The sequence below is a fragment of the Niastella koreensis GR20-10 genome (assembly GCF_000246855.1).
Classification (GTDB): Bacteria; Bacteroidota; Bacteroidia; order Chitinophagales; family Chitinophagaceae; genus Niastella; species Niastella koreensis.
This window is the reverse complement of the sequence record NC_016609.1, coordinates 7,998,556-8,020,654: the sequence shown is the minus strand read 5'-3', so window position 1 is coordinate 8,020,654 and position 22,099 is coordinate 7,998,556. Positions and strand designations below refer to the sequence as shown.

Genomic DNA, 22,099 nt, shown 5'->3' with positions numbered 1-22,099 from the left:
TTTATACAGACTATAAAGAATCAGACCTGTCAGGTACGCTTAAACATCTTGCCAAATCAGCAAGCTAAAGCGCACCTGACAGGTCTGGCTTTTTACAGGCTTTTTATTTGTACGGAAACGTTTCCGTTAGATAACCCCAAACGATTTTCAGGGTAAAGGTTTGCCTGTATGTATCTGTATACAGTAATGCAGCAATAATTTGATAATTTTCAATTTTAGCATTCCCATGCCGCCTATTTGCAAATAGCCTACTTTTGCATCCTTATCTATTAGCAATGAGTGCACAACAATTTGATTTCGGTATGATTGGCCTCGGTGTAATGGGCAGAAACTTCCTGCTTAACATGGCCGATCACGGTTTTAAAGTTATCGGGTTTGATAAAGACAATCAGAAAACTTCCGCGCTGGAATCAGCCGCTACAGCAGGTACTACTGTTAAAGGAGTAGGCACGCTGCAGGACATGGTAAGCCAGCTGGCTGTTCCCCGAAAGATCATGATGCTTGTTCCCGCCGGTAAACCGGTTGATGATGTTATTGAAAGCCTGCTGCCCCTGGTGCAAAAAGGCGATATCATCATCGACGGTGGCAACAGCCACTTTACCGACACCTTAAGACGTGTTACCTATCTGCAGGGCAAAGGCATTCATTTTATGGGTATGGGTGTTTCGGGTGGCGAACAAGGCGCCCGTACCGGCCCCAGCATTATGCCTGGTGGCGATCAGGAAGCCTACCCTCATGTACGTCCCATGCTGGAAGCCGTTGCGGCAAAAGTGGACGGCGTTCCCTGCGTAGCCCACCTGGGTAAAGGCGCTGCCGGTCACTATGTTAAAATGGTGCACAATGGTATTGAATATGCAATCATGCAACTGATAAGCGAGGCCTACGATCTGCTGCATCGCGGCGCTGGCCTTAGCAACGACGAATTACACACTGTTTTTGATACCTGGAACAAAGGTGATCTGCGTTCTTTCCTTATTGAAATTACCGCCGACATCTTTTTACAACCCGACGATAAAACGCCTAACCGCCTCGTGGATATGATCCTTGATAAAGCGGGCGCCAAAGGCACCGGTAAATGGACCTCACAGGACGCTATGGACCTGGGTGTTCCCATTCCTACCATCGATATGGCGGTTGCCATGCGTAATTTATCGGCATTAAAAGCTGAGCGTGTTCAGGCTTCTGCCTTATATCCTCAGCAATCCAGTTTAATTGGTACGCCCAAGGAGCAATTCATTCAACAGGTTCACGACGCCCTGTTGTTTGCTACCATTATATGTTATGCCCAGGGACTGGCGCAGTTGCACCGCGCCGGTATTGACCTCGATATGCAAATACCCATGCCGCAGGTGGTAAGCGTATGGCGCGGTGGCTGTATCATTCGCTCCGTATTACTGCCAACATTTGCAAACGCCTTTAAAGCGAACCCTGAGCTGTCGAATTTGTTATTAGATGCTGAGGTAGCCAAAATTCTGAACGCCAACCAGGCCGGAACCCGCGCCGTGGCAGCCATGGCTATACAGCATGGCATACCTGCCGCTGCATTGTTGAGCAGCCTGAGCTATTTCGATACCTATCGCAGCAAACAGTTACCAATAAACCTGCTGCAGGCCCAGCGCGATTATTTTGGCGCGCATACCTATCAACGAATCGATCAGGAAGGAACTTTCCATACTGAATGGGCAAAGAAATAATTATATTGAAACTTCAATTTAGAATATGACAGACCATAAAGTTCCGCCAGCTACTTTGTTGTTTATTTTCGGTGGCAGTGGCGACTTAAACCAACGGAAGCTTTCTCCCGCATTATATAACCTGTTCCTCGATGATTGGATGCCTGAAAAGTTCGACATTATTGGTATTGGCAGAACCGCCTATACCGATGAAAAGTTCAGGAAACACCTGTACGATGGCATTCAACAATTCTCCCGCCGTAAAGATGATAAGAACGGCAAATGGGAAACGTTCTCAAAACATATCGGCTACCTGCAAATGGATGCCGGCAATGATGCCGACTACCAGAAAATTGCCGAGATCGTAAAGCAAAAAGAGCAGGAGTATGGCGAGCATCCCAATGTTATTTTCTACATGTCGGTAGCCCCGCACCTGGTACCACAAATTGCCAGCAAACTGGGCCCTTTGAATATTTGTCACGATACCAAATGCACCCGCATTGTGGTAGAAAAACCATTTGGTCATGACCTGAAAAGCGCGCATGAACTGAATGACCTGTTGAAGTCGATGTTCGACGAAACCCAGATCTATCGCATAGATCACTACCTGGGTAAAGAAACCGTTCAAAACATCCTGGCGCTGCGTTTTGCCAATGCCCTGTTTGAACCTATATGGAACCGGAACTACATCGATCATATCCAGATCACCGCGGCCGAAACCGTTGGTCTGGAAAATCGTGGCGATTATTACGAACGCTCCGGTGCACTGCGCGACATGGTGCAGAACCACATTCTGCAACTGTTGGCCATGGTGGCCATGGAAGCCCCCGTATCATTCGACGCTAATGAGATCCGCAATAAAAAGGTAGATGTGCTGAACGCCCTGCGCAAATACAGCAAGGAAGAAGTGCATAAGTTTGCCGTAAGAGGTCAGTATTCCGATGGCTGGATGCAGGGTAAAAAAGTACCCGGCTATCGCAATGAGGACAAAATAAATCCTGCCTCGCCTACCGATACTTTTGCTGCGGTAAAATTCTATATCGACAACTGGCGCTGGCAGGATGTGCCTTTTTATGTACGCACCGGCAAACGGTTACATGAAAAGTCAACTGTTATCACCATTCAATTTAAACAGGCGCCCAGTTTCGCCTTCCCACCAGAAGCGGCATTAACCTGGAGACCCAACAGGCTTACCATCAGCATTCAGCCGCAAATGGATATTCGCCTGCGCTTTCAGGCAAAACGTCCCGGCCAGGCCCTGGCGCTGAACCCGGTTGACATGACCTTTAATTATAAGGAAGCTTACGGCGATAATGATCCTGAAGCATATGAAACCCTGTTGCTGGATGTAATGGAAGGCAATGCTACCCTGTTCATGCGCAGCGACCAGGTTGAAGCTGCATGGAAAGTAGTAATGCCCATCCAGGAAGCATGGGAAAGCAGACCACCGGTTGATTTTCCAAACTATGCACCCGATAGCTGGGGACCCGAAGATGCAGAAGCGCTCATTGCCCGCGATGGCCGCAACTGGATCACTTTGCCCCAGGCCCACCAGGGTGTGCAGGCTGGAGTTTAAATACAGTTACCGGTTGCCAGTTGGCCGGTTACCGGGTAACTGGTAACCGGCGACCGGTAACCTGATGCAATAAAAGAATAAACAGCATTTAATCTACCATGCTTCACATATACAAAACTCCCGAAGAAGTAAGCCACGCTTTGGCAGAATGGATCACTACCAATATTGAAACTACCCTGCAAAAACAGGATCGGTTTACCTGGGTGGTAACAGGTGGTAATTCGCCCAAACTGCTGTACGATCTGCTGGCTGCTGCGCCTTACCGGGACCGTATTGACTGGAGCAAAATGCATATTTTCTGGGGCGATGAGCGTGCTGTACCTTTTGACGACAGCCGCAACAATGCAAAAATGACCTACGAGCACCTGCTGAACAAAGTGCCCGTTGTAGCCAGCCAGGTGCATGTTATGGATACCACCTTATCGGCCGAGGAATCAGCCAAAGCCTACGAGGCTATCCTTCACCAATATTTTGGCAACGAAGGCCCTTCCTTCGACCTGGTACTGAATGGGATGGGCGACGATGGCCACACCCTTTCACTATTCCCACATACCCCTGTTATACATGAACAAAAGGCCTGGGTAACCTCTTTTTACCTGGATGCCCAGCAGATGTACCGCATCACCTTAACGGCGCCCATCGTAAACCGGGCCCGCAAAGTGGCCTTTCTCACCTTTGGCGCCGGTAAAGCCAACGCCTTATTTGAAGTGCTTAAAGGGGAGCCTGCCATTGAGCAATATCCTTCCCAGATCATTCAGCCGGCCAGTGGCCAGTTGCACTGGTTTGTGGATGAGGCCGCCGCCAGCAAAGTAAAAGGCTAACATTCAGCAAATAATATCTTACTGATTTTCAACATCTCCGGGAATTAGGATTTTTTTTCTCAATTTTGGATAAGTTTTTGTTTTTCAACGTAGGGGAGATGGCAAATTTGCCGTTTTATCCCTAGTTATTGAGATGTTAACACCCAATCGAAAAGCACCATTCATTTGCCTAAACGAAAACTTGCCGGGATACATTTCCTCGCAAGCCGATCCTGCATATGTAATGCGAGGCCTGATTTGCAACCACCTCTCTATTATTCCAACACCTTGGCGTTTAAACTCTAACCTGATTATTTACCTAAAAACAATGGAGGCATGACCAAACTCGTATCCATCATTGTTCCGGTACATAATGAAAGGGAAAATGTAACCGTAATGGCAAAGGCCATCAAACGTACGTTTGCCGACCTGCCATACCGCTACAACCTGCTGTTTGTTGACGACGGCAGCAGCGACCTGACCTTGCACGAAGTAAAGAAACTAGCCCTCCAGGACGATCACGTCCGCTACATTTCCTTCTCCCGCAATTTTGGCCACCAGGCGGCCATCAAGGCCGGTTTGGACAAAGCCGATGGAGATTGTGTAATTACCATGGATGGAGATATGCAACACCCGCCTTCCCTGATACCCACCCTGCTTGAAAAATGGGAAGAAGGCTACGACGTGGTGTACACCGTTCGTAAAGAAGATAAAAAACTGCCCTTTTTAAAAAGAGCCACCTCCAATCTTTTTTACACGATCCTGAACTGGCTGAGCGACATCAAAATTGAAAAAGGCACCGCAGATTTCCGGTTAATGAACCGTAATGTGGTGGATGTGCTGCGCGGCCTGGCCGAGTTTGAACCCTTTTTCAGAGGCCTGGTAAAATGGGCTGGATTTAAACAGGAACCTGTTGAATATGAGCCCAATGAGCGCAGATCCGGCGCTTCAAAATATACGTCGAAGAAGATGATTAAGTTTGCCTTACAGGGTATAACCTCATTTAGTATCAGGCCATTGTACGCAGCAACCTATATTGGCTTTACATTTGCAGCCTTATCGACCCTTTATATACCTTATGCCTTGTACAGTTACTATTTCGGGTATACGATCTCAGGTTGGAGCTCGTTAATAGTAACCGTTGTATTTTTTGGCGGCCTGCAGCTGATGATACTTGGTATTATCGGCATTTACCTGGGCAAGCTATTTATGCAAAACAAACACCGACCTGTTTACATAGTAAAAGAATCAAATATTCATGAGCCTTCAGCGATACATATTGATGAGTTTTGATGTAGAAGAGTTTGATATGCCATTGGAGTATAATCAAAACCTTTCCATTGAAGAACAAATGGAAATCGGTTTCAAGGGCCTGCAATCTACTATGGCTATCGTTAACGGGGCCAATGCTGCCTGTACCTTTTTTACTACCGCTAACTTTGCCAGCTGGCACCCCGAGAGCATTCGCCAGATCTCACGCAAACACGAAATTGCTTCACATACCTTCTTCCATTCCCGGTATAAAACAGAAGACCTGTTACAAAGCCGGCTCGAACTGGAGGATATTACCAATCAGCCCGTATATGGCTTAAGAATGCCCCGGCTGAAAAAGGTACCCATGAGTGATGTGATTGACGCGGGGTATAGTTACGATTCTTCTATCAACCCTACTTTAATACCAGGCCGCTATAACGATCTTCACCTGCCCCGCACCATATACACCGATCAGAATATGCTGCGCGTACCGGCATCTGTAAGTCCGCGCCTGCGGATACCGCTGTTTTGGCTGGCCTTTAAAAACATGCCTTACAGCGCATTTAAAAACCTGGCCATAAAAGCCCTTCATAAAGACGGTTACCTGTGCTTATACTTCCATCCCTGGGAGTTTACCGACATCTGGGAGTTTGAATTACCGGGTTATGCAAAAAGATGGTCGGGCGAAAAGCTGCAACAACGCTTATACCGCCTGATTAAAGACCTGAAACTGGAAGGCGATTTCACCACCATGTGGAACATGCTTTCAACCACCAGGTCGTTGCAACCAAGGCAATTGAATCAACCCGCGGTTGAGGCTTTGAAAACCGCCAGAAAGGCGCCATTGGCGGAATAAGGGGAATCAGACATTTTTATTGGAACAGGGCCGCTACCATTTCATTGGTGAGCGTTCTTTCCCCTTTCGTCCAGAATTCATTGGGGGGTGGAAACTCATTGCGGCAATAGCCACCATGATTTTCAAAATCAAAAATGGCGTGGCAATAATTATTGATCACCAGGGCGCACCGCTGCCAGTCTTTCGACCACACCATCCTGATAATACCTTTTCGCTTTTCCTCCGGCACCTCCTCGATATTGTAAATATGCAACGCATCCAGTACCAGTTGCTTTCCTTCGGCATCCAGTACAAACGCATAAAAATACCCGGTATCGGTATCGTCTTCAAAAGCAACCGCGTATTTGTTTATCTCGTTGATACAATCAATAAAAGTTGCTTCACCGGCAGTATAAGCCTGCTCCCGCAATAAGTATCCGTTCATGGGCGCCCGTTATTTAGCATCTACAGAATCGTACACGATCACCTTGCTCCATAAGTGTGAATAGTCTTCAACAAATTTCAGGTGAATAGGATCTACCTGGTAGCTGGCCTGGTCGGCGCCATTATCGAACAAACAAAACCACGAAAACACGTATCCCCGTTCAATTACATCGCGGTTGGTATCGGCCGGCTGACCAATATGAAAGGTTTTGATGGTCTTTACTTTCGAGAGCTTATGCAGCCCTTCCAGCAGTTTGGCGCGGTCTTCTTTGCTATCGGTATTCTTTAACCAGAAATAAACGTGGTGAATGAACTTGTTTTCTAACATAACGGGATCTTCATTTTCAGCTAAGGTAACTAATCCACCGGCAATCATTGCTTTTCCGGTGTTACCAATAAATTCGCGGCGTGTAGTCATGTTTTTAAGGTTTAAATTTATCGTATTTGCGGAAATTCAATCCCGGTGATCTTGCGGAAAACGTCTACCGCAAACAGGTCGGTCATGCCGGCAATAAAATCAACAACCGACTGAATATCGTTATACAATCTGTTGCGCTCGCCGGTAATGATAAATTGCCGGGAGATCAGTTGCAGCAGCTTCTTCGATTTGGCCGATTTTGGATTGGTTACCGCAGCAAAAAACTCTTTCAGCAATCCGCCAATCACATTGTAACCTGCAATTTCAATTTCCACTACCGACCGGTGGTTATAGATGTGCTCGATGGAAAATTCGTCGATGGTTTTTATCAGTTGCTGTTCCGATTCAGGTAAATAATCGATGAGTGATTTTTGCAAGGTGCCCTGCAATAACTCCTCCTCTTTCTCCATAAACACATTGGTTACGCGGTTAATGAGCAGGTTTATGAGTTTGGCGCGTAAATATTGCACCCGCTGATTATTATCGTTTATGCCGTTAAAAGTATCTTCCACCTTCTCTCTGGCATCGTACCCTGTTTCATTATTAAAAAACTGCAGGAACAATTCTTTAATAGTATCGATGGAAATGATGTTCAGGCGGTGCGCATCTTCAAAATCAATAATGCGGTAACAGATATCATCGGCCGCCTCTACCAGGTACACAAAGGGGTGACGGGCGAATATGTTTTTCGATTCATGGAGCCGGGGAATGCCCAGTTCTTTGGCAATGTGTTTATAGGTTTCAACCTCCGAATCGAAGAACCCCGATTTTTTGGTAACCAGCTGTTGTTTATTAAACCCGCTGAGTGAATCGGAGGGATATTTTACTATGGAAGCCAGCGTAGCGTAGGTTAACCGGAAACCACCGGCTGCTTTTTCATTAAAACTATGCGTTAAGGTGCGAAAAGCATTGGCATTCCCCTCGAAATACAGAAAATCACGTTGCTGGTTCTCACTGAGCAATTCCGAAAATTGCGTCTTTTCCGCACCGGTGAGCTCCGTGAAAAAAGTGCGGATTGCATCCTCACCCGAATGCCCGAACGGCGGATTACCGATATCGTGCGCCAGGCAACCGGCAGCAATGACCGAGGGCAATTCGTATTTATAGAACTCGCGGAAGTAATCGTTTTCCTGCGGATATTTCTGCGCCAGGGCATCGCCTACTGCTTTACCCAGCGAGCGCCCAACCGAGGCCACCTCCAGGCTATGCGTTAAGCGGTTATGCACAAACACCCCGGGACCGGGTAACGGAAATACCTGGGTTTTATTCTGCAGCCGCCTGAAGGCGCTTGAAAAGATCAGGCGATCGTAATCCCGCACAAAAGAAGTACGTACCGCATCGGTAAATCCTGTTCTGTTTTCAGACCCGCTCCGTTTGCTACTAGTAAGTTGTTGCCAGTTCATGGCGACAAAAATAACGCAAAACCTTGTGGTTGAGCGGGTATTTAGGTTACTAAACCCTGAAAGCTCAAGGGCAAACCCCTATATTTCCTACAAATCCCAATTGATTTTTGCCAAAAGTTAGAATAATTGCAAGGCAGATATTATATTCAAACTGAATTTCGTGCTACAAAACCTAACCGTATGCGTATAGTACCCTTTGTAAACAGCTTATTGATAGTTTGTTTCCTGTCTGTAATTGCCTCCATGGCCATTATGCTCACCAGTACAGGTTACAACGATAAAGTTTCACATTCCTGTTTTATACTTCATGCCACTGCCGGTTTTCTGTTACTGGCCCGGGCCGCATTTAAATCAGACGAAGGAGAAGAAGGCGAGCAAATGCAGTAAGATAGAGCTGACGGGTTGACCTGTTAACAAGTTGACGGGTTGATCAGGGAAGGCAAGTTGATAAAGTTGACAGGTTGATAGAGTTGATAAAGGAAAGGCAAGTGAGTTGTGAGTAAGTTCGCGAACTTGCAGATGGCTGAAAGATCGGAAACCCACTCACCACTCACAACTGACCACTCACCATAAGTTTACAATGGATACCGGTTATCGGCAATGAGCTTCGCAGCAATGCGGCGTTTAGCTTCCTTGCTATTGAAAGGTTCCGTTTTTGTAAAACGTTTTATTCCCAATAACATCATCCGTTGTTCATCACCATCGGCAAACGCATTAATAGCGTCTTTGCCATGTTTGTGAATGAGGTCGGCGGCATCGTATAAATAAGTTCTTGTAATATCCAGTTCAAAGGCAGCTGCGGCTTCGCCTTTGCGGTCGGCCAGTTTCATAGCCCGTAACAGGGCGCTTTCTGCGGCAAAGGTGGCTATGGCCATATCGGCGATGTGCATAAGTATTTCCTGCTCCTGCTCAATCTTCATCATCAGTTTTTGTACTGCTGCACCGGCAGTTAACAGGATGGCCTTTTTAAAATTGGCGATCAGCTTTTTCTCTTTGGCAAATGCTTCTTCATCGCCGCTGCCAAAGTCGGGAATGCTCATCAATTCTTTCTGTACGTTCATGGCCCCCGTCATCAGGTCTAAGCGGCCCTTCATGGCACGCTTCAACACCATATCAACCGTTAACAGGCGATTGATCTCGTTGGTGCCTTCGTAAATGCGGTTGATGCGGCTATCGCGATACGCTTTTGAAATAACATATTCATCGCTATACCCATTACCACCGTGGATCTGTACGCCTTCATCCACTACCAGGTCAAGCGTTTCACTGCCGAATACTTTTAAGATGGCGCACTCGATGGCGTATTCTTCCGCGCCACCCAGTACTGCTTCGCTGAACGATTTACCGGCAGCCAGCAGTTCATGCTCTTTATCATCGATCCATTTGGCCGTGCGGTACAAAGCACTTTCGGCTACCCACATGGCAATGGCCATTTCGGCCAGTTTATTTTTGATAGCGCCAAATGAGGCGATAGGCGTTTTAAACTGCTCGCGCGTATTGGCGTATTGAATGCTGGTGGTTGTGGCCCGTTTGGCGCCGCCCAGAGCAGCTGCACATAATTTCAGGCGGCCAATGTTCAGGATGTTAAAGGCGATAATGTGGCCTTTGCCAATTTCGCCCAGCAGGTTCTCCACCGGCACTTTACAATCCTGGAAGTATAATTGAACGGTTGAAGAACCCTTGATCCCCATTTTATGTTCTTCAGCGCCCTGCGTAAACCCTTCAAACCCTCTTTCCACAATAAAGGCAGAGAACTTGTCGCCATCAATTTTCGCAAACACGGTGTACACATCTGCAAAGCCGCCATTGGTGATCCAGCACTTCTGGCCGTTCAGCAGGTAATGCTTTCCATCGGCGCTTAGTGTAGCTGTTGTTTTGGCGCCCAATGCATCGCTGCCGCTATTGGGCTCTGTAAGGCCATAAGCGCCCTTCCATTCGCCTGTAGCCAGCTTGGGTATATATTTCTCTTTTTGTTTGTCGGTGCCAAAATAAAGGATCGGCAGGGTGCCAATACCCATGTGGGCCGATACGGCCACGGAAAAGGAGAACCCGCCGCCAAGCCCCTCACCTACCAGGTTGGAGGTGATAAAGTCTTTACCCAACCCACCATATTGTTCGGGAATGGAAGCGCCCAGCAAACCCTGTTCACCGGCTTTGGTAACCAGTGATGGCATAAGGCCGGGCTCCAGTTTATCGATGCGATCGAGAATAGGCAATACCTCCGCATCGAGGAACGAAGCGCACATATCTTTTACCATTTGCTGTTCTTCTGAAAAATCTTCCGGGATGAAGGTGTCAAAGGGGGAGCTTTCCTTTATAAGCCATTCACCGCCTTTGAGCATGTTTTGTTGTGTGGTGGTGCTCATATGTAGTATGTTTATTGTTGGGTAATTTTATGCATTCGTTATGTTGGGCCTCCTCCCAACGCCCTCCGGTGGAGGGGGAGCAATACAGCCTCGCGATGATTCTCACCTTGCTAACCTGTTAACTGCTTCCTTTGTCAACTATATCAACTACTAACTTCTTACCTCCAATGCTTCAATTTAATCTGTGTTAACATGTCAACTTGTTAACGTGTCAACCTGTTAACCTGTCAACCCAATCAACCAGCCAGATTATCGTACACTATCTGCAATACCTCCCTACATATATCTATCCTCTCCGGACTAACCCCCTCCAATGCTTCTAACAAAGTTTCATTGGCCAGGTCCATGGTTTGGTCCTGCAGCTTCTGCGCGCGGCTGGTTAAATAAATCAGGTTCATTCTGCGGTCCGACTCTGACGATACCCGTTTTACCAGTTGCAATTTTTCCAGGTTATCTACCAGCCGCGTAATGCTGGGTTTATCGCGGTACGATGCATTGCACAACTCCTGCTGGCTGATCCCATCCTGTTTCCATAAATGGTACAGCACGCTCCACTGTTCTATGGTTAAATTAAGGTTCGCTGAATTGAACTTCTTCTGCAGCCGACGGGCAATAGCCGTTGATGCCTTTCCAGTGATAAAACTGTATAACTCGCCTCTCTTGAATTGGTTGTTTGTCATATAGTTGTTTATACAACTATCCAAATCTAGTATTTTACCGGCATTTCAACAAGTTTTGTTGAGCAAATTTTTGTTAGCAGCTGATTTTACCGAGGGATCGTTGAAAAAGAGGGCAACGCAAGCCGTTACTGATGCTACTAAATATTCAATAGGCTGTAAATGAATAATCTAGCCCTTAAACTTTTGAAAAACCGAGTCTTGTTTTTCAAAAAACACGCTCATTTTTTGAAAAGACAAGTAACTTTTTTCAATTGATTGAACAATCTTTTCATATAACAACCTATTTGTTTTAAAAACTTTTGAGTTCCTTTCAAAAAACTATCCATTCTCTTTAAAAACATGATCCGTTTTTTTAAAAGCAGAAACTGTTAATTGAAAAACTATACCTGGTAATTGAATAAAAAACCTTCCCCGACTACCTGGAGACTGTTTTTTTTAAAAGTTTTACCAACGCATTTAAATAAACTCTCTTTTGATATAAAAAGGTCCGTTCCTGATTAAAAAAGAGAATGGCTTTTTTGAAAAGAATTGCTGTTGATTAAACCACCTGATTGCTTAAGCGATATGTCTAAAATACGGTGTGCTGCTTAATACCTATATTGTAGCCGATTTATTCAACATGCAAACTGCTTTTTTAACATACCGGTCGTCACAAGTGCATTATTGCTGGTTTGGTACCGGACAAAAGCTCATCCTTTGTTTGCATGGCTATGGCGAATCCTCCGAGTCGTTTCATTTTCTGGAAAAATATATCGGGACAGACTATACACTCATTGGCATCGATCTTCCCTTTCATGGCAAAACCCAATGGAATGAAGGCCTGCAGTTTTCTGTTGCCGATCTCGTTACGATCACCGAAACCCTGCATGCAAAATATTGCGATGGCACCCAGCGCATAACCTTGTTGGGCTATAGTATGGGTGGCAGGGTTGCGTTGCAATTACTGCAATCGCTTGCTGGCAAAATTGAAAAGACAGTGTTACTGGCGCCCGATGGATTAAAAGTGAATTTCTGGTACTGGCTGGCCACGCAAACCTATATTGGCAACCGCCTGTTCGGGTTTACTATGAAGCATCCCGGCTGGTTCTTCTCGCTGCTGAAAGCCGGCAATAAATTAAAGCTCATCAATCAAAGCGTTTTAAAATTTACCCGCCATTATATAAACGACACCACTGTTCGCAGGCTGTTATACGAACGCTGGACCACCATGCGCGCCATAAAACCCAACCTTGCATTTATAAAAAAACTTATTCCTGCCCACAATCTGCCGGTAAGATTATTATATGGGCAATACGATCGCATCATCAGGCCGGAACGGGGAGAAAAATTTCGCAGGGGTATTGAATCTTTCTGTACGTTGCATATTATTCAAACCGGCCACCAGGTGTTACAGGAAAAACAAGTGAAGGAGATCATACCACTAATAGAATCGTAAAATAGTTGACAAATCCAATTGAATGATGCCAGTTTTCTTTTTCCTGTTCTTTCTGTTTATGGTGATTTATGCTGTGCTGATAAATTATTATCACAGTGCATGGAACCAGTTACCGGAATTTGTTTTACCCGAAAAGCAGGCTTCCGTATTCATCTCCGTCGTTATAGCCGCCCGTAACGAAGAACAACATATTCCTGCCCTGTTACAGTCGTTACAGCACCAGCAACACCCCAAACATTTGTATGAAGTAATTATCATCGACGATCATTCAACCGATAACAGCTGGTCACTTTTACAGGAATCACATTTTGAGGGATTGCAATTAAAAACACTGGCATTAAAAGATTATGTGGAAGAAAGAAGCGCCATCGGTTCTTACAAAAAGAAAGCCATTGAAACCGGCATCAATGCGGCTGCGGGGCAACTGATAGTAACCACCGATGCAGATTGCCGGTTTAATCCACACTGGTTGCAGTCGATAGCGGCATTCTACGAAGCCAACGACGCCAGATTCATAGCCGCACCCGTTACGTTTTATAATCAGTCGACTTTACTATCCGTTTTTCAAACCCTCGATTTCCTGACCCTGCAAGGCATTACAGCCGCGTCGGTATACAAACGGTTCCACTCCATGTGCAATGGCGCCAACCTGGCTTATGAAAAGCCGGCGTTTTATGAAGTAGGTGGTTTTAACAACATCGATAACATTGCTTCGGGCGATGATATGCTGTTGATGCACAAAATATTTAAACAATATCCCGATAAAGTATTTTACCTGAAGAACCGCAGCGCCATTGTTACAACAGAACCGGCCCATAACTGGAAACAGTTCTTTCACCAGCGCATTCGCTGGGCAAGCAAGGCCGACAGCTATGACGACAAACGCATTTTTTGGGTATTGCTATTGGTATACCTGTTGAATGTGTGCTTTCTGGCCGGCACTATTGCCTCGTTCTGGAACAGTACCTGGATGTTAATGGTGCTGTTATTATTACTGGCGAAAGTGTTAATAGAATTTCCGTTCGTAAATTCGGTAGCCATCTTTTTTGGCCAGCAAAAGTTAATGAAGTACTTTCCTTTTCTGCAACCCCTGCATATCGGTTATACTATTATTGCAGGCTGGTTGGGAAAATTCGGGCATTATGAGTGGAAGGGACGGCGCATTAAAAAGTAACGGTATGCTATTTTCTGCATACTCGTTTTAACTATATTATTTTTAACTTAAAGCTGTTACAAGATACAGGTTACAGGTTTCATTGCCTTGTAACCTGAGACCTGTAACCTGAAACTGAACAAAATGGAGACTGCCACGACAAGAACAACATGGCGGCGACTTAAAAAAAACAAAGGGGCACTGATTGGTATAGCCATCATTACGCTGGCCATACTAATAGCGGTGTTTGCCTATTTGCTGGCGCCGGATGGTTCACCCGATGCCAATAGAATGGTGGTGGAAATTGGTGGTCAAAAACCCGGTTATACCCAGGTATTTCTTCAATTACCCCGGGCAGGAAAAGTAAAATCTGCGGGTTTCTTCAACCGGCTTTTTTCAGGAAAGGAAGATAAATACCAATACATTCCCATCACCAGTTATCAACAACAGGGCGATAGTTTAATAATTCAGAAATACATCGACGAAGGCATTTCAGAGCGGGTAGCGCTGCCTGTATCACAAACCCGCTGGCAGGAAGGTTCGGCCAAAGGCGATTTTAAGATCACTACAAAAAAATTCCGCCTGGGAACTGATAAATATGGCCGCGATATTTTAAGCAGGTTGTTGGTGGGTGTTCGGGTAAGCCTCGGTGTAGGACTGGTTACCGTATTAATATCACTCAGTATTGGCGTACTGCTAGGTGCACTGGCTGGTTATTTCAGAGGAAGGACCGATGAAGTAATTATGTGGTTCATCAATGTGATCTGGAGCATACCTACGCTGCTGCTGGTTTTTGCTATTACGCTGGTATTGGGTAAAGGCTTCTGGCAGGTGTTTATAGCCATTGGTTTAACCATGTGGGTAAGTGTGGCCCGTATTATTCGCGGCCAGGTTTTAAGCGTGCGTGAACTGGAATACGTAGAGGCGGCTAAGGCATTGGGTTATTCACATACCCGCATTATATTTCGCCATGTGCTGCCCAATGTAATGGGCCCGGTGATGGTAGTGGCGGCTTCCAACTTTGCATCGGCCATTGTTATAGAAGCGGGATTGAGTTTTTTAGGTGTGGGCGTGCAGCCACCGCAACCAAGCTGGGGACTTATGATCAAAGAAAACTACAACTTTATAATTACCCACAATCCCATGCTGGCGCTGGCGCCCGGTTTTGCTATTATGGTACTGGTGCTGGCGTTTAATATGCTGGGCAATGGTTTACGCGATGCCCTGCAGGTAAAGGAATAAAAAAACCTGCCCCAACTTTCGCCAGGGCAGGTTGAATAATTTATAAATCAGTTTATTTAGCCGTATATCTATAAGTACCAGACCAGGTATTGGTATTACAGGTTGCAGAAGTTACCGTAACTGTAACCAAACAACTAACACCCGCAGGTGTATTGGTAATGGTAAAGCTATTTGATGTTAATGCCTTATCGCGGGTTTCTGTAAAGTACACCGTACCATTGTTTTCAGATTTGGCATTTACTATAATGGTAGCGCCAGATGGCGGCATGGTTTCAATATTCACTACTAAGGGAAAATTAGTTCCGGGAGCAGGGGGATCAACAGTGTTAATGGCTGGAATAGTTGTTACTTTAATTTTCTGTTCACCACAACCACCTTCATCGCCACTTTTTTTCTTTTTACAACTCACAACAACAGAAAGAACTAACAGTACGGCCAAACCAACCAGGGTAATTTTTTTCATAATAGGTAGAGATAAATTTTGAATTACACTTTATAACGCAAAAAAGCTGCCGGTTTACGCATTTTCCTATGAAAAATGGCTATTGTGTAAAAACCTGAACGTTCCGGCTGAAGCTTTCTTCCAGCGAAATAAACGTTTCGGTGCGTTCAATTCCTTTTATCTTCTGTAATTCATCGTGTAATACAAACCGTAATTGATTAATATCTTTACACACGATCTCGGCGAACATGCTGTAATTGCCCGTTGTATAATTCAACCGTACAATTTCGGGGATGCGCTGCAGTTCCTTAGCTACAAAATCGTACAGGGAGCTTTTCTCCAGATATATGCCAATAAAAGCTATTACATCGTACCCGAGCGCTTTAAGGTCCACGTTTAATTTTGTACCTTTGACTATACCCGCTTCCTGTAGTTTCTTTATACGTACATGAATTGTACCTCCGGAAACAAAAAGCTTCTTACCCAGATCTGCATAAGAAATTTCTGCATTATCCATCATCTCGTGGATGATCTGCAGGTCCAGTTTATCCAAATTCAATTTAGCTGCCATTTTTGCAATCGTTTTTTTACAAAATTCAAGCAATACTGCAAATATTTACATATTATCGAAACTTTCCAAATTTCTCTTGAATAATTTACAACGATATGGGCTATTTCTTTAGATTTGTGTTGTAATAGTTCTTTAGATAAGGAAAATATACTGTGGGGTGATGAAACTTGGCAGACATGCCCTCTAGTCTCGAGGGTGGGGAATACTGGTTTACCAGGAAGGAAAAATTACGCTTTCGGGCGTGGCTAACAACCCCGTGGAGGTTCGAATCCTTCTCCTACAGCAGCTTTTTTACACGTTTTTATCTTGTGGAGTGATGAAATTTGGCAGACATGCCCTCTTGTCTCGGGGGTGGGGGTTCGGGATAAACGTGGTGTAATGCCGATCAAGCAATTGGTCGACTGGGGTTGACCACCACAGATTTGCACCATGGCTAACTGCCCCGTGGAGGTTCGAATCCTCCCTCTACAGCTTCAAGTGCCGTCTATATATTGACTATCAGTATATTGGCGGCATTTTTGTTTTTAGGGTTATCTAATCAATTGGGATCAAATTGAAAGTTAGGAGATTTATTCAGCTGGACATTATAATTAACAGGCGACGCCACCATTATTGTTACCACCAGCTAGTTTCCTGTTTTCTTTAGTTGGTGTTGCCTCATCCGGCTTAAGGTTTCGCGAGAAACACCCAGAAAAGAAGCAAGCATATGCAACGGAACACGGTTGTATATATGTGGGCACATGTTAACGAAGTTGAAATATTTCTCTTCGGTAGTTTCACTGATATTGCTAAGGATCCTGTTCTGGCTTACTTCGAAATTTTTATTGTCTAATGTTTCTCTGAGTTTTCTAAACCGGGGAATCGTTTCACATAAGGAATCGAACTTTTCCTTTTCAATTAGCAAAAGCTCGCTGTCTTCCAATGCATCAATATTAAATTTAGAGGGAAGGCCGGAATGATAACTTTCATAATCACTGATCCACCAATTTTCTACAGCAAATCGAAGGATATATTCGGCGCCGTCGTTACCCACGCGATATAACCTAAGGCATCCTTTGGTTATAAATGTATTATATCGACTGACGTCACCCTCCTGTAGTAAATACTGACGTTTACGAATACGCTTTGGTATCGTTACCATCTCCACCAGTTTCAGATCCTCATCAGTCAGCCCTCCATTCACCCTCAAGTAGTTGGCAAAAACCTCGAACATCTTTAAAAAGCTTTTACCAAAGCTATCCCAAAAAGGTGTAGCAACAAAAGGCAGCCGGCTATCATAAAGGCAAGCTGCCATTTATAAAAGCATTATTTCATCAGACTAATATTTGTCATACCTCCATCCACTAACAGCTCGCTGCCCAAAATAAAGGTTGATTCGTCAGACGCGAGAAATACAGCCGCCTGTCCGATATCAGCAGGTTGGCCAAGCCGGCCCACAGGGATTTGGTTCACCCAGAATTGTTTAACCAGGCCAACCTGTTCGGCAGGTGCGAGTTTGTCAAACACAGGCGTTTCGATACTGCCAGGCGAAAGCACATTTACCCTGATCTTACGGGCTAACAAATCCAGAGAAAACCCTTTTGCGAAGGAAACTACAGCAGCTTTAGCGGCGCTGTAGACAGACATCCCCGGGGCGGCCCGATGAGCGGCTGTAGAGCCTATTAAGATCACCGAACTGCCATCATTTAAATACGGTAACGCCTTTTGAACAGTGAAGTAGACGCTTTTCAGATTTAGGGCCATGTACTTATCGTATCCAATTTCTCCTACATCCGCCACCGATCCCATCGGCGAGCCATCCACCACACCGCCTGCATTAACCACCAATGCATCAATCTTACCAAACTTACTGAACGTTTCTTTAAAGATTCGTTCCAGATCATCCAGGTTTGTTACATCTCCTTTAAGTCCAATAAAATTTGTTCCCAATAGCTCAATAGACCTGTTTATTGTTTCCTGATTTCTTCCAGTGATGGCACCATTTGCCCCTTCCCTGCTAAAGGAAGAAGCTATGCCGAAGCCGATACCGCTGTTACCGCCGGTAACCACGGTTACTTTGTCTTTTAATTTCATCAAACAAATGTCACCCACACATGTCTTTCGTTACAAGGACAAGTGTCACAAAATAATGGTGATAAATGTCACGTAAGTACGGCGCCTGGTGATGCCATTATATGCTACCGAATAAGACCTTGGGCTTTTTCGCCTATTTTTGCCGCTTCATGGGCCAGAAAAAATTACAACGCTTCGCAGAAGTACTCACATTTCCGAATGTGCTGCAATACCCCGAAAATACAGCGGGTACCTGGAAAAACTTTTTCCATAACGATAACCCCATCACCCTCGAACTGGCTTGCGGCAAGGGTGAATACGCCGTTGGATTGGGCCGGTTATTTCCCGACCGGAACTTTTTGGGTGTTGATGTGAAGGGGAATCGCATTTGGGTAGGCGCCAAAAAAGCCCTGCAGGAGAACCTGACCAATGTGGGCTTCCTGCGCACCCAGATTGATCGTATTGGCACTTATTTTTCGCCTGCCGAAGTATCGGAGATCTGGCTTACGTTCCCTGATCCGCAGTTAAGGACCTCCAAGGCCCGTAAAAGGCTCACCCACCCCAAATTTCTGCGGTTGTACCAACAAATTGTGCGGCCGGGTGGTTATATTCACCTGAAAACCGATTCGCCAAGCCTGTACCGTTTTACCAAATGGGTGATCGATTTATACGATCTTCCCGTTATCCAGGACATTGAAGATGTTTATGCCGGTGAGGTGAGCGATGTGCTTAAAATTAAAACGCATTACGAAGGCCTTGACATTGCCCAAAGCAACAAGGTGCATTATTTACAATTCATGCTGCCGGCCACTCCTTTACCCGATAAGGAAAGTGCTTTAAAAATATTATTGCTTGAAGAAGAATCTGACAGAAGGAGTTGATTTTTATTATAATGAACAGGGGTATATGGTGCTTACCGCACAATATCACCTGGAAAGGGGCAATTGTTGCGGAAACGGATGCCGGCACTGTCCGTATGAATATGTAAATGTTCCTGAGCCCCGGAAAAGTCAGTTGCTTAATCAACATAAACAAGATGGCACCACGCAAAAAAGCTAATAACACTGCCAGGGAAAAACTGGCCAGCGTAAATCCCTCGGGCAAAAAAGAAGAGTCTTTTTTTGAACTGGTTTTTGATGTAACCCGCCAGATCCCCAAAGGCCGCGTAACATCTTATGGCGCCATTGCCAGTTGCCTGGGCACCAGACTATCGGCAAGAATGGTTGGCTGGGCCATGCATGCGGCCCATGGGGCCAAACCCAAAATACCTGCCCATCGCGTGGTAAACCGCAACGGCATGTTAACTGGTAAACATCATTTTAACCCGCCTTCCAAAATGGCGGAACTGCTGAAGAAAGAAGGCATCAAGGTTAAGAATGATACCGTGGTTGATTTCAAGAAACTGTTCTGGGATCCTTCGACGGAATTGATCTAGCGAACATTGAACATTCAACATTCGATATTTCTATAACGAAACCATCGCTTTAATAACCCCTGTTTCCGGAACCAGCCAACTCGCAAACTCGTCCTTCACCTTTTCAAACGCTACGCGGTGAGTAATATAAGTAGCGGGATTAACCAGTTTCTTTTTCATGCTGTTCATTACCAGGTCAAAATCTTCCCTGGTGGCATTGCGGCTGCTCATTAAAGTAGCTTCGCGTTTATGAAATTCAGGATGGGAGAAACTGATCTCATTCTTTTGCAAACCAACCAGCACATAACGGGCGCCATGTGCCATGTATTGAAATGCATTATTGATAGCCTTTAAACTTCCGGTAGCATCGATCACTACGGTAGGCATGTCGTTATTGGTAATTTCCTGCAGGCGTTGCATTACATTGTCGGTAGCGGCATTGATGGTATGTGCTACCTGTAATTTTCCGCGACAGAACTGTAAGCGTTGTTCATTAATGTCCATGGCAATAACATGGCCACCGGCAATGCGGGCAAATTCCATAATACCCAAACCAATAGGACCGGCGCCAATTACCAGCACATATTCACCTGGCTGTACGCCTGCGCGGCGAACACCATGGGCCCCGATAGCCAGGGGTTCAACCAATGCCAGCTCATCAAAGCTCAATCCATCGCCATGAAGTAATGAATAAGAGGGAACCACTAAATATTCACGCATGCCGCCATCTACATGCACACCACATACCTGGATGCTGGTACAGCAATTAGGTTTACCACTGCGGCAGGCAATACATTTACCACAATTGAAATAGGGAATAATAGTCACCGGTTCGCCTGCTGTAAACCCCGGCGCATCACCCGATACATATTCAGCAGCCAGTTCATGACCCAAAATGCGCGGATAATTAAAAAACGGCTGTGTACCTTCATAGGCATGCAGATCGGTTCCACAAATGCCTATGCGTTTTATTCTAAGTAACGACTGGCCTTCTTTAACCTCGGGTTGCTGTCCCTGCTGGTATTCCAATTGGCCGGGAGTGATACAAACTAACTGCTTCATATAATAAAATGCTTTTCGTCGTAAATCGTGAAAACGGCAGAAGGCAGAGATGGTTCGCGACAAAGTACTATTTCCCACTATTTTCATCACTCACTCATTTCATCTCGCCCTTTATCAACGCTATCAACCCTGTCAACGCTATCAACCTGCCACTGTTTACTGATATGCCCTACTTTAAATTCTTGTCAACATGTTAACCTGTCAACACGTCAACTACTTCGTGCCCTCCAAACGCGCCACTTCGGCCGGAGTCAAATTCAACAACACAACAATATTCGCTTTGCGTGGGGAGAATACAAACAAGCACGTGATATGAAACACCGCCAACGCCAAAAATGCCAGGTTGTGCGTAAGAATATACCCTACTGTAGCCAGTAAACCCGGGCCTTCTATCATTGCCCACCACAAGATACAGGCAGCGCGATATAAGTCCATCCTTTGCTCACCCGGCCCGGTATCATTACGGGCGGCCATCATCTTTTTCTTGAAGATATTGAACCCGGCCAGCAACATAACACCTGATACCAGGATACAAACCAGCTGTAAGCTGCGTTCAAGCGTTTCACCGGAGGCAGGAATAAGATTCCGCTGTACCAGTACAATGGCAACTACGCTGAATATTATCATACTCATCAATAATGCGGTATGCAGTACTTTCAGTACTTTAAATGCGTTGGGTTGTTGCATGGAAAGTGATTAATAATACGGGCTAATCATTAAATATACCAAAACACCGGTTACCGAAACATATAACCAAACAGGCCAGGTGTAACGGGCCAGCTTTTTGTGTTGGGGATATTCGCCAATTAACGCCCGGTATGCCGTATAAAGTATAAAGGGCAGTACCAGACCTGCGAGCGGAATATGGGTAGAAAGAATGATAAAATACAGCGTTCTTTTTGATCCGGCCAGGGCAATCTCCTCCGCACTCATCTTACCATCGTGGTTCAGATCGCCAAACCTGGTTTCACCTGCAAATAAATGGTGGCAGATGTAAGACACCAGGAAGATCACAGACAGGATCAATGCGGTGATCATGATCTTCTTGTGCAGTTCATATTTGCCTTGTTTTGCGGTTGACAAACCAGCCAGCAATAACAAGCTTACAATGGTATTGATCACGGCGTTCAACTGCGCGAAAATATGTACGTTAAATCCAAGATCTACATCGAGCTTGATACGGCTTAATGCCGTCACCGCAGCAAAAACTACAAAAGAAAATACAAGAATAAGCCAGTGGGCTCTTTTATCATTTTTTGCCAGTACAGGAGGTAACATA

Annotated in this window: 24 protein-coding genes; 12 read left to right on the top strand and 12 right to left on the bottom strand. The window is 45.3% G+C overall.

What is annotated here, in order from left to right; genetic code table 11:
- Nucleotides 1-275 precede the first annotated feature (275 nt).
- The 5 genes from gndA to NIAKO_RS31985 all read left to right on the top strand — a co-directional run bounded on the left by gndA (nucleotide 276) and on the right by NIAKO_RS31985 (nucleotide 6,159).
- The gene (gene gndA, locus NIAKO_RS32005; protein WP_014222639.1) at nucleotides 276-1,694 is read left to right on the top strand and encodes an NADP-dependent phosphogluconate dehydrogenase; all 1,419 of its coding nucleotides are present in this window, start codon (nucleotides 276-278) and stop codon (nucleotides 1,692-1,694) included.
- Nucleotides 1,695-1,719: 25 nt separating this feature from the next.
- Entirely contained in the window at nucleotides 1,720-3,249 is a 1,530-nt protein-coding gene (zwf, locus tag NIAKO_RS32000) for a glucose-6-phosphate dehydrogenase (protein WP_014222638.1), read from the top strand.
- A 98-nt stretch (nucleotides 3,250-3,347) separates the two neighbouring features.
- A complete protein-coding gene (gene pgl, locus NIAKO_RS31995; RefSeq protein WP_014222637.1) occupies nucleotides 3,348-4,070 on the top strand; it encodes a 6-phosphogluconolactonase in 723 nt (240 codons plus the stop codon).
- Nucleotides 4,071-4,385: 315 nt separating this feature from the next.
- Complete coding sequence (locus NIAKO_RS31990; RefSeq protein WP_014222636.1) at nucleotides 4,386-5,342, top strand: glycosyltransferase family 2 protein; 957 nt, start codon at nucleotides 4,386-4,388, stop codon at nucleotides 5,340-5,342.
- Nucleotides 5,308-6,159 (top strand): polysaccharide deacetylase family protein, encoded by an 852-nt coding sequence (locus NIAKO_RS31985; protein WP_014222635.1) that lies wholly within the window; start codon nucleotides 5,308-5,310, stop codon nucleotides 6,157-6,159. Before NIAKO_RS31990 ends, NIAKO_RS31985 begins: the two co-directional genes overlap by 35 nt.
- A gap of 16 nt (nucleotides 6,160-6,175) precedes the next feature.
- Here NIAKO_RS31985 and NIAKO_RS31980 read toward each other — a convergent pair whose 3' ends face one another.
- Genes NIAKO_RS31980 through NIAKO_RS31970 form a run of 3 tightly spaced genes read right to left on the bottom strand, consistent with a single transcriptional unit; the run spans nucleotide 6,176 to nucleotide 8,403 of the window.
- Nucleotides 6,176-6,583 (bottom strand): DUF2251 domain-containing protein, encoded by a 408-nt coding sequence (locus NIAKO_RS31980; RefSeq protein WP_014222634.1) that lies wholly within the window; start codon nucleotides 6,581-6,583, stop codon nucleotides 6,176-6,178.
- Between the two features lie 9 nt (nucleotides 6,584-6,592).
- Nucleotides 6,593-7,000: a Dabb family protein gene (locus NIAKO_RS31975; RefSeq protein ID WP_014222633.1), complete on the bottom strand. Its 408-nt coding sequence runs from the start codon at nucleotides 6,998-7,000 to the stop codon at nucleotides 6,593-6,595.
- 17 nt (nucleotides 7,001-7,017) lie between these two features.
- Nucleotides 7,018-8,403: a deoxyguanosinetriphosphate triphosphohydrolase gene (locus NIAKO_RS31970; RefSeq protein ID WP_014222632.1), complete on the bottom strand. Its 1,386-nt coding sequence runs from the start codon at nucleotides 8,401-8,403 to the stop codon at nucleotides 7,018-7,020.
- Between the two features lie 180 nt (nucleotides 8,404-8,583).
- Here NIAKO_RS31970 and NIAKO_RS31965 point away from each other — a divergent pair, with 180 nt between their 5' ends.
- The gene (locus NIAKO_RS31965) at nucleotides 8,584-8,790 is read left to right on the top strand and encodes a hypothetical protein (protein WP_014222631.1); all 207 of its coding nucleotides are present in this window, start codon (nucleotides 8,584-8,586) and stop codon (nucleotides 8,788-8,790) included.
- Between the two features lie 188 nt (nucleotides 8,791-8,978).
- Here the strand turns inward: NIAKO_RS31965 and NIAKO_RS31960 are convergent, their stop codons facing one another.
- A complete protein-coding gene (locus tag NIAKO_RS31960; RefSeq protein ID WP_014222630.1) occupies nucleotides 8,979-10,769 on the bottom strand; it encodes an acyl-CoA dehydrogenase family protein in 1,791 nt (596 codons plus the stop codon).
- A gap of 236 nt (nucleotides 10,770-11,005) precedes the next feature.
- Nucleotides 11,006-11,449, bottom strand: coding sequence for a MarR family winged helix-turn-helix transcriptional regulator (locus tag NIAKO_RS31955; protein ID WP_014222629.1), 444 nt, complete (start codon nucleotides 11,447-11,449; stop codon nucleotides 11,006-11,008).
- A 580-nt stretch (nucleotides 11,450-12,029) separates the two neighbouring features.
- On the opposite strand from NIAKO_RS31955, the gene NIAKO_RS31950 reads away from it, so the two are divergent.
- From NIAKO_RS31950 to NIAKO_RS31940, 3 genes are all read left to right on the top strand, one after another.
- Nucleotides 12,030-12,884, top strand: coding sequence for an alpha/beta fold hydrolase (locus tag NIAKO_RS31950; RefSeq protein WP_014222627.1), 855 nt, complete (start codon nucleotides 12,030-12,032; stop codon nucleotides 12,882-12,884).
- Nucleotides 12,885-12,906: 22 nt separating this feature from the next.
- On the top strand, nucleotides 12,907-14,058 hold the full coding sequence (locus NIAKO_RS31945; protein ID WP_014222626.1) for a glycosyltransferase: 1,152 nt from the start codon (nucleotides 12,907-12,909) through the stop codon (nucleotides 14,056-14,058).
- A 123-nt stretch (nucleotides 14,059-14,181) separates the two neighbouring features.
- A complete protein-coding gene (locus NIAKO_RS31940; protein ID WP_014222625.1) occupies nucleotides 14,182-15,279 on the top strand; it encodes an ABC transporter permease in 1,098 nt (365 codons plus the stop codon).
- 52 nt (nucleotides 15,280-15,331) lie between these two features.
- On the opposite strand, the gene NIAKO_RS31935 is transcribed toward NIAKO_RS31940, so the two are convergent.
- From NIAKO_RS31935 to NIAKO_RS31920, 4 genes are all read right to left on the bottom strand, one after another.
- Complete coding sequence (locus NIAKO_RS31935) at nucleotides 15,332-15,742, bottom strand: hypothetical protein (RefSeq protein WP_014222624.1); 411 nt, start codon at nucleotides 15,740-15,742, stop codon at nucleotides 15,332-15,334.
- 79 nt (nucleotides 15,743-15,821) lie between these two features.
- A complete protein-coding gene (locus NIAKO_RS31930; RefSeq protein ID WP_014222623.1) occupies nucleotides 15,822-16,292 on the bottom strand; it encodes an Lrp/AsnC ligand binding domain-containing protein in 471 nt (156 codons plus the stop codon).
- A 625-nt stretch (nucleotides 16,293-16,917) separates the two neighbouring features.
- On the bottom strand, nucleotides 16,918-17,586 hold the full coding sequence (locus tag NIAKO_RS31925) for a Crp/Fnr family transcriptional regulator (protein WP_014222622.1): 669 nt from the start codon (nucleotides 17,584-17,586) through the stop codon (nucleotides 16,918-16,920).
- A gap of 11 nt (nucleotides 17,587-17,597) precedes the next feature.
- Entirely contained in the window at nucleotides 17,598-18,365 is a 768-nt protein-coding gene (locus NIAKO_RS31920; protein WP_049815651.1) for an SDR family NAD(P)-dependent oxidoreductase, read from the bottom strand.
- Between the two features lie 149 nt (nucleotides 18,366-18,514).
- Here NIAKO_RS31920 and trmB point away from each other — a divergent pair, with 149 nt between their 5' ends.
- The 3 genes from trmB to NIAKO_RS31905 are packed head-to-tail and all read left to right on the top strand — an operon-like array spanning nucleotide 18,515 to nucleotide 19,779.
- On the top strand, nucleotides 18,515-19,225 hold the full coding sequence (gene trmB, locus NIAKO_RS31915) for a tRNA (guanosine(46)-N7)-methyltransferase TrmB (protein WP_014222620.1): 711 nt from the start codon (nucleotides 18,515-18,517) through the stop codon (nucleotides 19,223-19,225).
- Nucleotides 19,197-19,403: a C1orf53 family protein gene (locus NIAKO_RS31910; RefSeq protein ID WP_014222619.1), complete on the top strand. Its 207-nt coding sequence runs from the start codon at nucleotides 19,197-19,199 to the stop codon at nucleotides 19,401-19,403. Before trmB ends, NIAKO_RS31910 begins: the two co-directional genes overlap by 29 nt.
- Nucleotides 19,381-19,779, top strand: a complete 399-nt coding sequence (locus tag NIAKO_RS31905; RefSeq protein ID WP_014222618.1) for an MGMT family protein — start codon at nucleotides 19,381-19,383, stop codon at nucleotides 19,777-19,779. The genes NIAKO_RS31910 and NIAKO_RS31905 overlap by 23 nt, the downstream gene beginning before the upstream one ends.
- A gap of 30 nt (nucleotides 19,780-19,809) precedes the next feature.
- Here the strand turns inward: NIAKO_RS31905 and NIAKO_RS31900 are convergent, their stop codons facing one another.
- The 3 genes from NIAKO_RS31900 to NIAKO_RS31890 all read right to left on the bottom strand — a co-directional run bounded on the left by NIAKO_RS31900 (nucleotide 19,810) and on the right by NIAKO_RS31890 (nucleotide 22,098).
- A complete protein-coding gene (locus NIAKO_RS31900) occupies nucleotides 19,810-20,820 on the bottom strand; it encodes a zinc-binding alcohol dehydrogenase family protein (RefSeq protein ID WP_014222617.1) in 1,011 nt (336 codons plus the stop codon).
- Between the two features lie 213 nt (nucleotides 20,821-21,033).
- Nucleotides 21,034-21,507, bottom strand: coding sequence for a hypothetical protein (locus NIAKO_RS31895; RefSeq protein ID WP_014222616.1), 474 nt, complete (start codon nucleotides 21,505-21,507; stop codon nucleotides 21,034-21,036).
- Between the two features lie 9 nt (nucleotides 21,508-21,516).
- Nucleotides 21,517-22,098: a DUF420 domain-containing protein gene (locus NIAKO_RS31890; RefSeq protein ID WP_014222615.1), complete on the bottom strand. Its 582-nt coding sequence runs from the start codon at nucleotides 22,096-22,098 to the stop codon at nucleotides 21,517-21,519.
- Between the last annotated feature and the right edge of the window lies 1 nt (nucleotide 22,099).

What these genes read in the sequence shown, in the direction of transcription:
- NIAKO_RS31955 (WP_014222629.1), bottom strand. Translation starts at nt 11,449, where the DNA reads ATGACAAACAACCAATTCAAGAGAGGCGAGTTATACAGTTTTATCACT.
- NIAKO_RS31925 (WP_014222622.1), bottom strand. Translation starts at nt 17,586, where the DNA reads ATGGCAGCTTGCCTTTATGATAGCCGGCTGCCTTTTGTTGCTACACCT.
- NIAKO_RS31965 (WP_014222631.1), top strand. Translation starts at nt 8,584, where the DNA reads ATGCGTATAGTACCCTTTGTAAACAGCTTATTGATAGTTTGTTTCCTG.
- NIAKO_RS31895 (WP_014222616.1), bottom strand. Translation starts at nt 21,507, where the DNA reads ATGCAACAACCCAACGCATTTAAAGTACTGAAAGTACTGCATACCGCA.
- NIAKO_RS31980 (WP_014222634.1), bottom strand. Translation starts at nt 6,583, where the DNA reads ATGAACGGATACTTATTGCGGGAGCAGGCTTATACTGCCGGTGAAGCA.
- NIAKO_RS31920 (WP_049815651.1), bottom strand. Translation starts at nt 18,365, where the DNA reads ATGAAATTAAAAGACAAAGTAACCGTGGTTACCGGCGGTAACAGCGGT.
- NIAKO_RS31935 (WP_014222624.1), bottom strand. Translation starts at nt 15,742, where the DNA reads ATGAAAAAAATTACCCTGGTTGGTTTGGCCGTACTGTTAGTTCTTTCT.
- NIAKO_RS31940 (WP_014222625.1), top strand. Translation starts at nt 14,182, where the DNA reads ATGGAGACTGCCACGACAAGAACAACATGGCGGCGACTTAAAAAAAAC.
- NIAKO_RS31960 (WP_014222630.1), bottom strand. Translation starts at nt 10,769, where the DNA reads ATGAGCACCACCACACAACAAAACATGCTCAAAGGCGGTGAATGGCTT.
- NIAKO_RS31945 (WP_014222626.1), top strand. Translation starts at nt 12,907, where the DNA reads ATGATGCCAGTTTTCTTTTTCCTGTTCTTTCTGTTTATGGTGATTTAT.
- NIAKO_RS31905 (WP_014222618.1), top strand. Translation starts at nt 19,381, where the DNA reads ATGGCACCACGCAAAAAAGCTAATAACACTGCCAGGGAAAAACTGGCC.
- NIAKO_RS31985 (WP_014222635.1), top strand. Translation starts at nt 5,308, where the DNA reads ATGAGCCTTCAGCGATACATATTGATGAGTTTTGATGTAGAAGAGTTT.
- gndA (WP_014222639.1), top strand. Translation starts at nt 276, where the DNA reads ATGAGTGCACAACAATTTGATTTCGGTATGATTGGCCTCGGTGTAATG.
- pgl (WP_014222637.1), top strand. Translation starts at nt 3,348, where the DNA reads ATGCTTCACATATACAAAACTCCCGAAGAAGTAAGCCACGCTTTGGCA.
- NIAKO_RS31975 (WP_014222633.1), bottom strand. Translation starts at nt 7,000, where the DNA reads ATGACTACACGCCGCGAATTTATTGGTAACACCGGAAAAGCAATGATT.
- NIAKO_RS31970 (WP_014222632.1), bottom strand. Translation starts at nt 8,403, where the DNA reads ATGAACTGGCAACAACTTACTAGTAGCAAACGGAGCGGGTCTGAAAAC.
- NIAKO_RS31930 (WP_014222623.1), bottom strand. Translation starts at nt 16,292, where the DNA reads ATGGCAGCTAAATTGAATTTGGATAAACTGGACCTGCAGATCATCCAC.
- trmB (WP_014222620.1), top strand. Translation starts at nt 18,515, where the DNA reads ATGGGCCAGAAAAAATTACAACGCTTCGCAGAAGTACTCACATTTCCG.
- zwf (WP_014222638.1), top strand. Translation starts at nt 1,720, where the DNA reads ATGACAGACCATAAAGTTCCGCCAGCTACTTTGTTGTTTATTTTCGGT.
- NIAKO_RS31990 (WP_014222636.1), top strand. Translation starts at nt 4,386, where the DNA reads ATGACCAAACTCGTATCCATCATTGTTCCGGTACATAATGAAAGGGAA.
- NIAKO_RS31900 (WP_014222617.1), bottom strand. Translation starts at nt 20,820, where the DNA reads ATGAAGCAGTTAGTTTGTATCACTCCCGGCCAATTGGAATACCAGCAG.
- NIAKO_RS31890 (WP_014222615.1), bottom strand. Translation starts at nt 22,098, where the DNA reads ATGTTACCTCCTGTACTGGCAAAAAATGATAAAAGAGCCCACTGGCTT.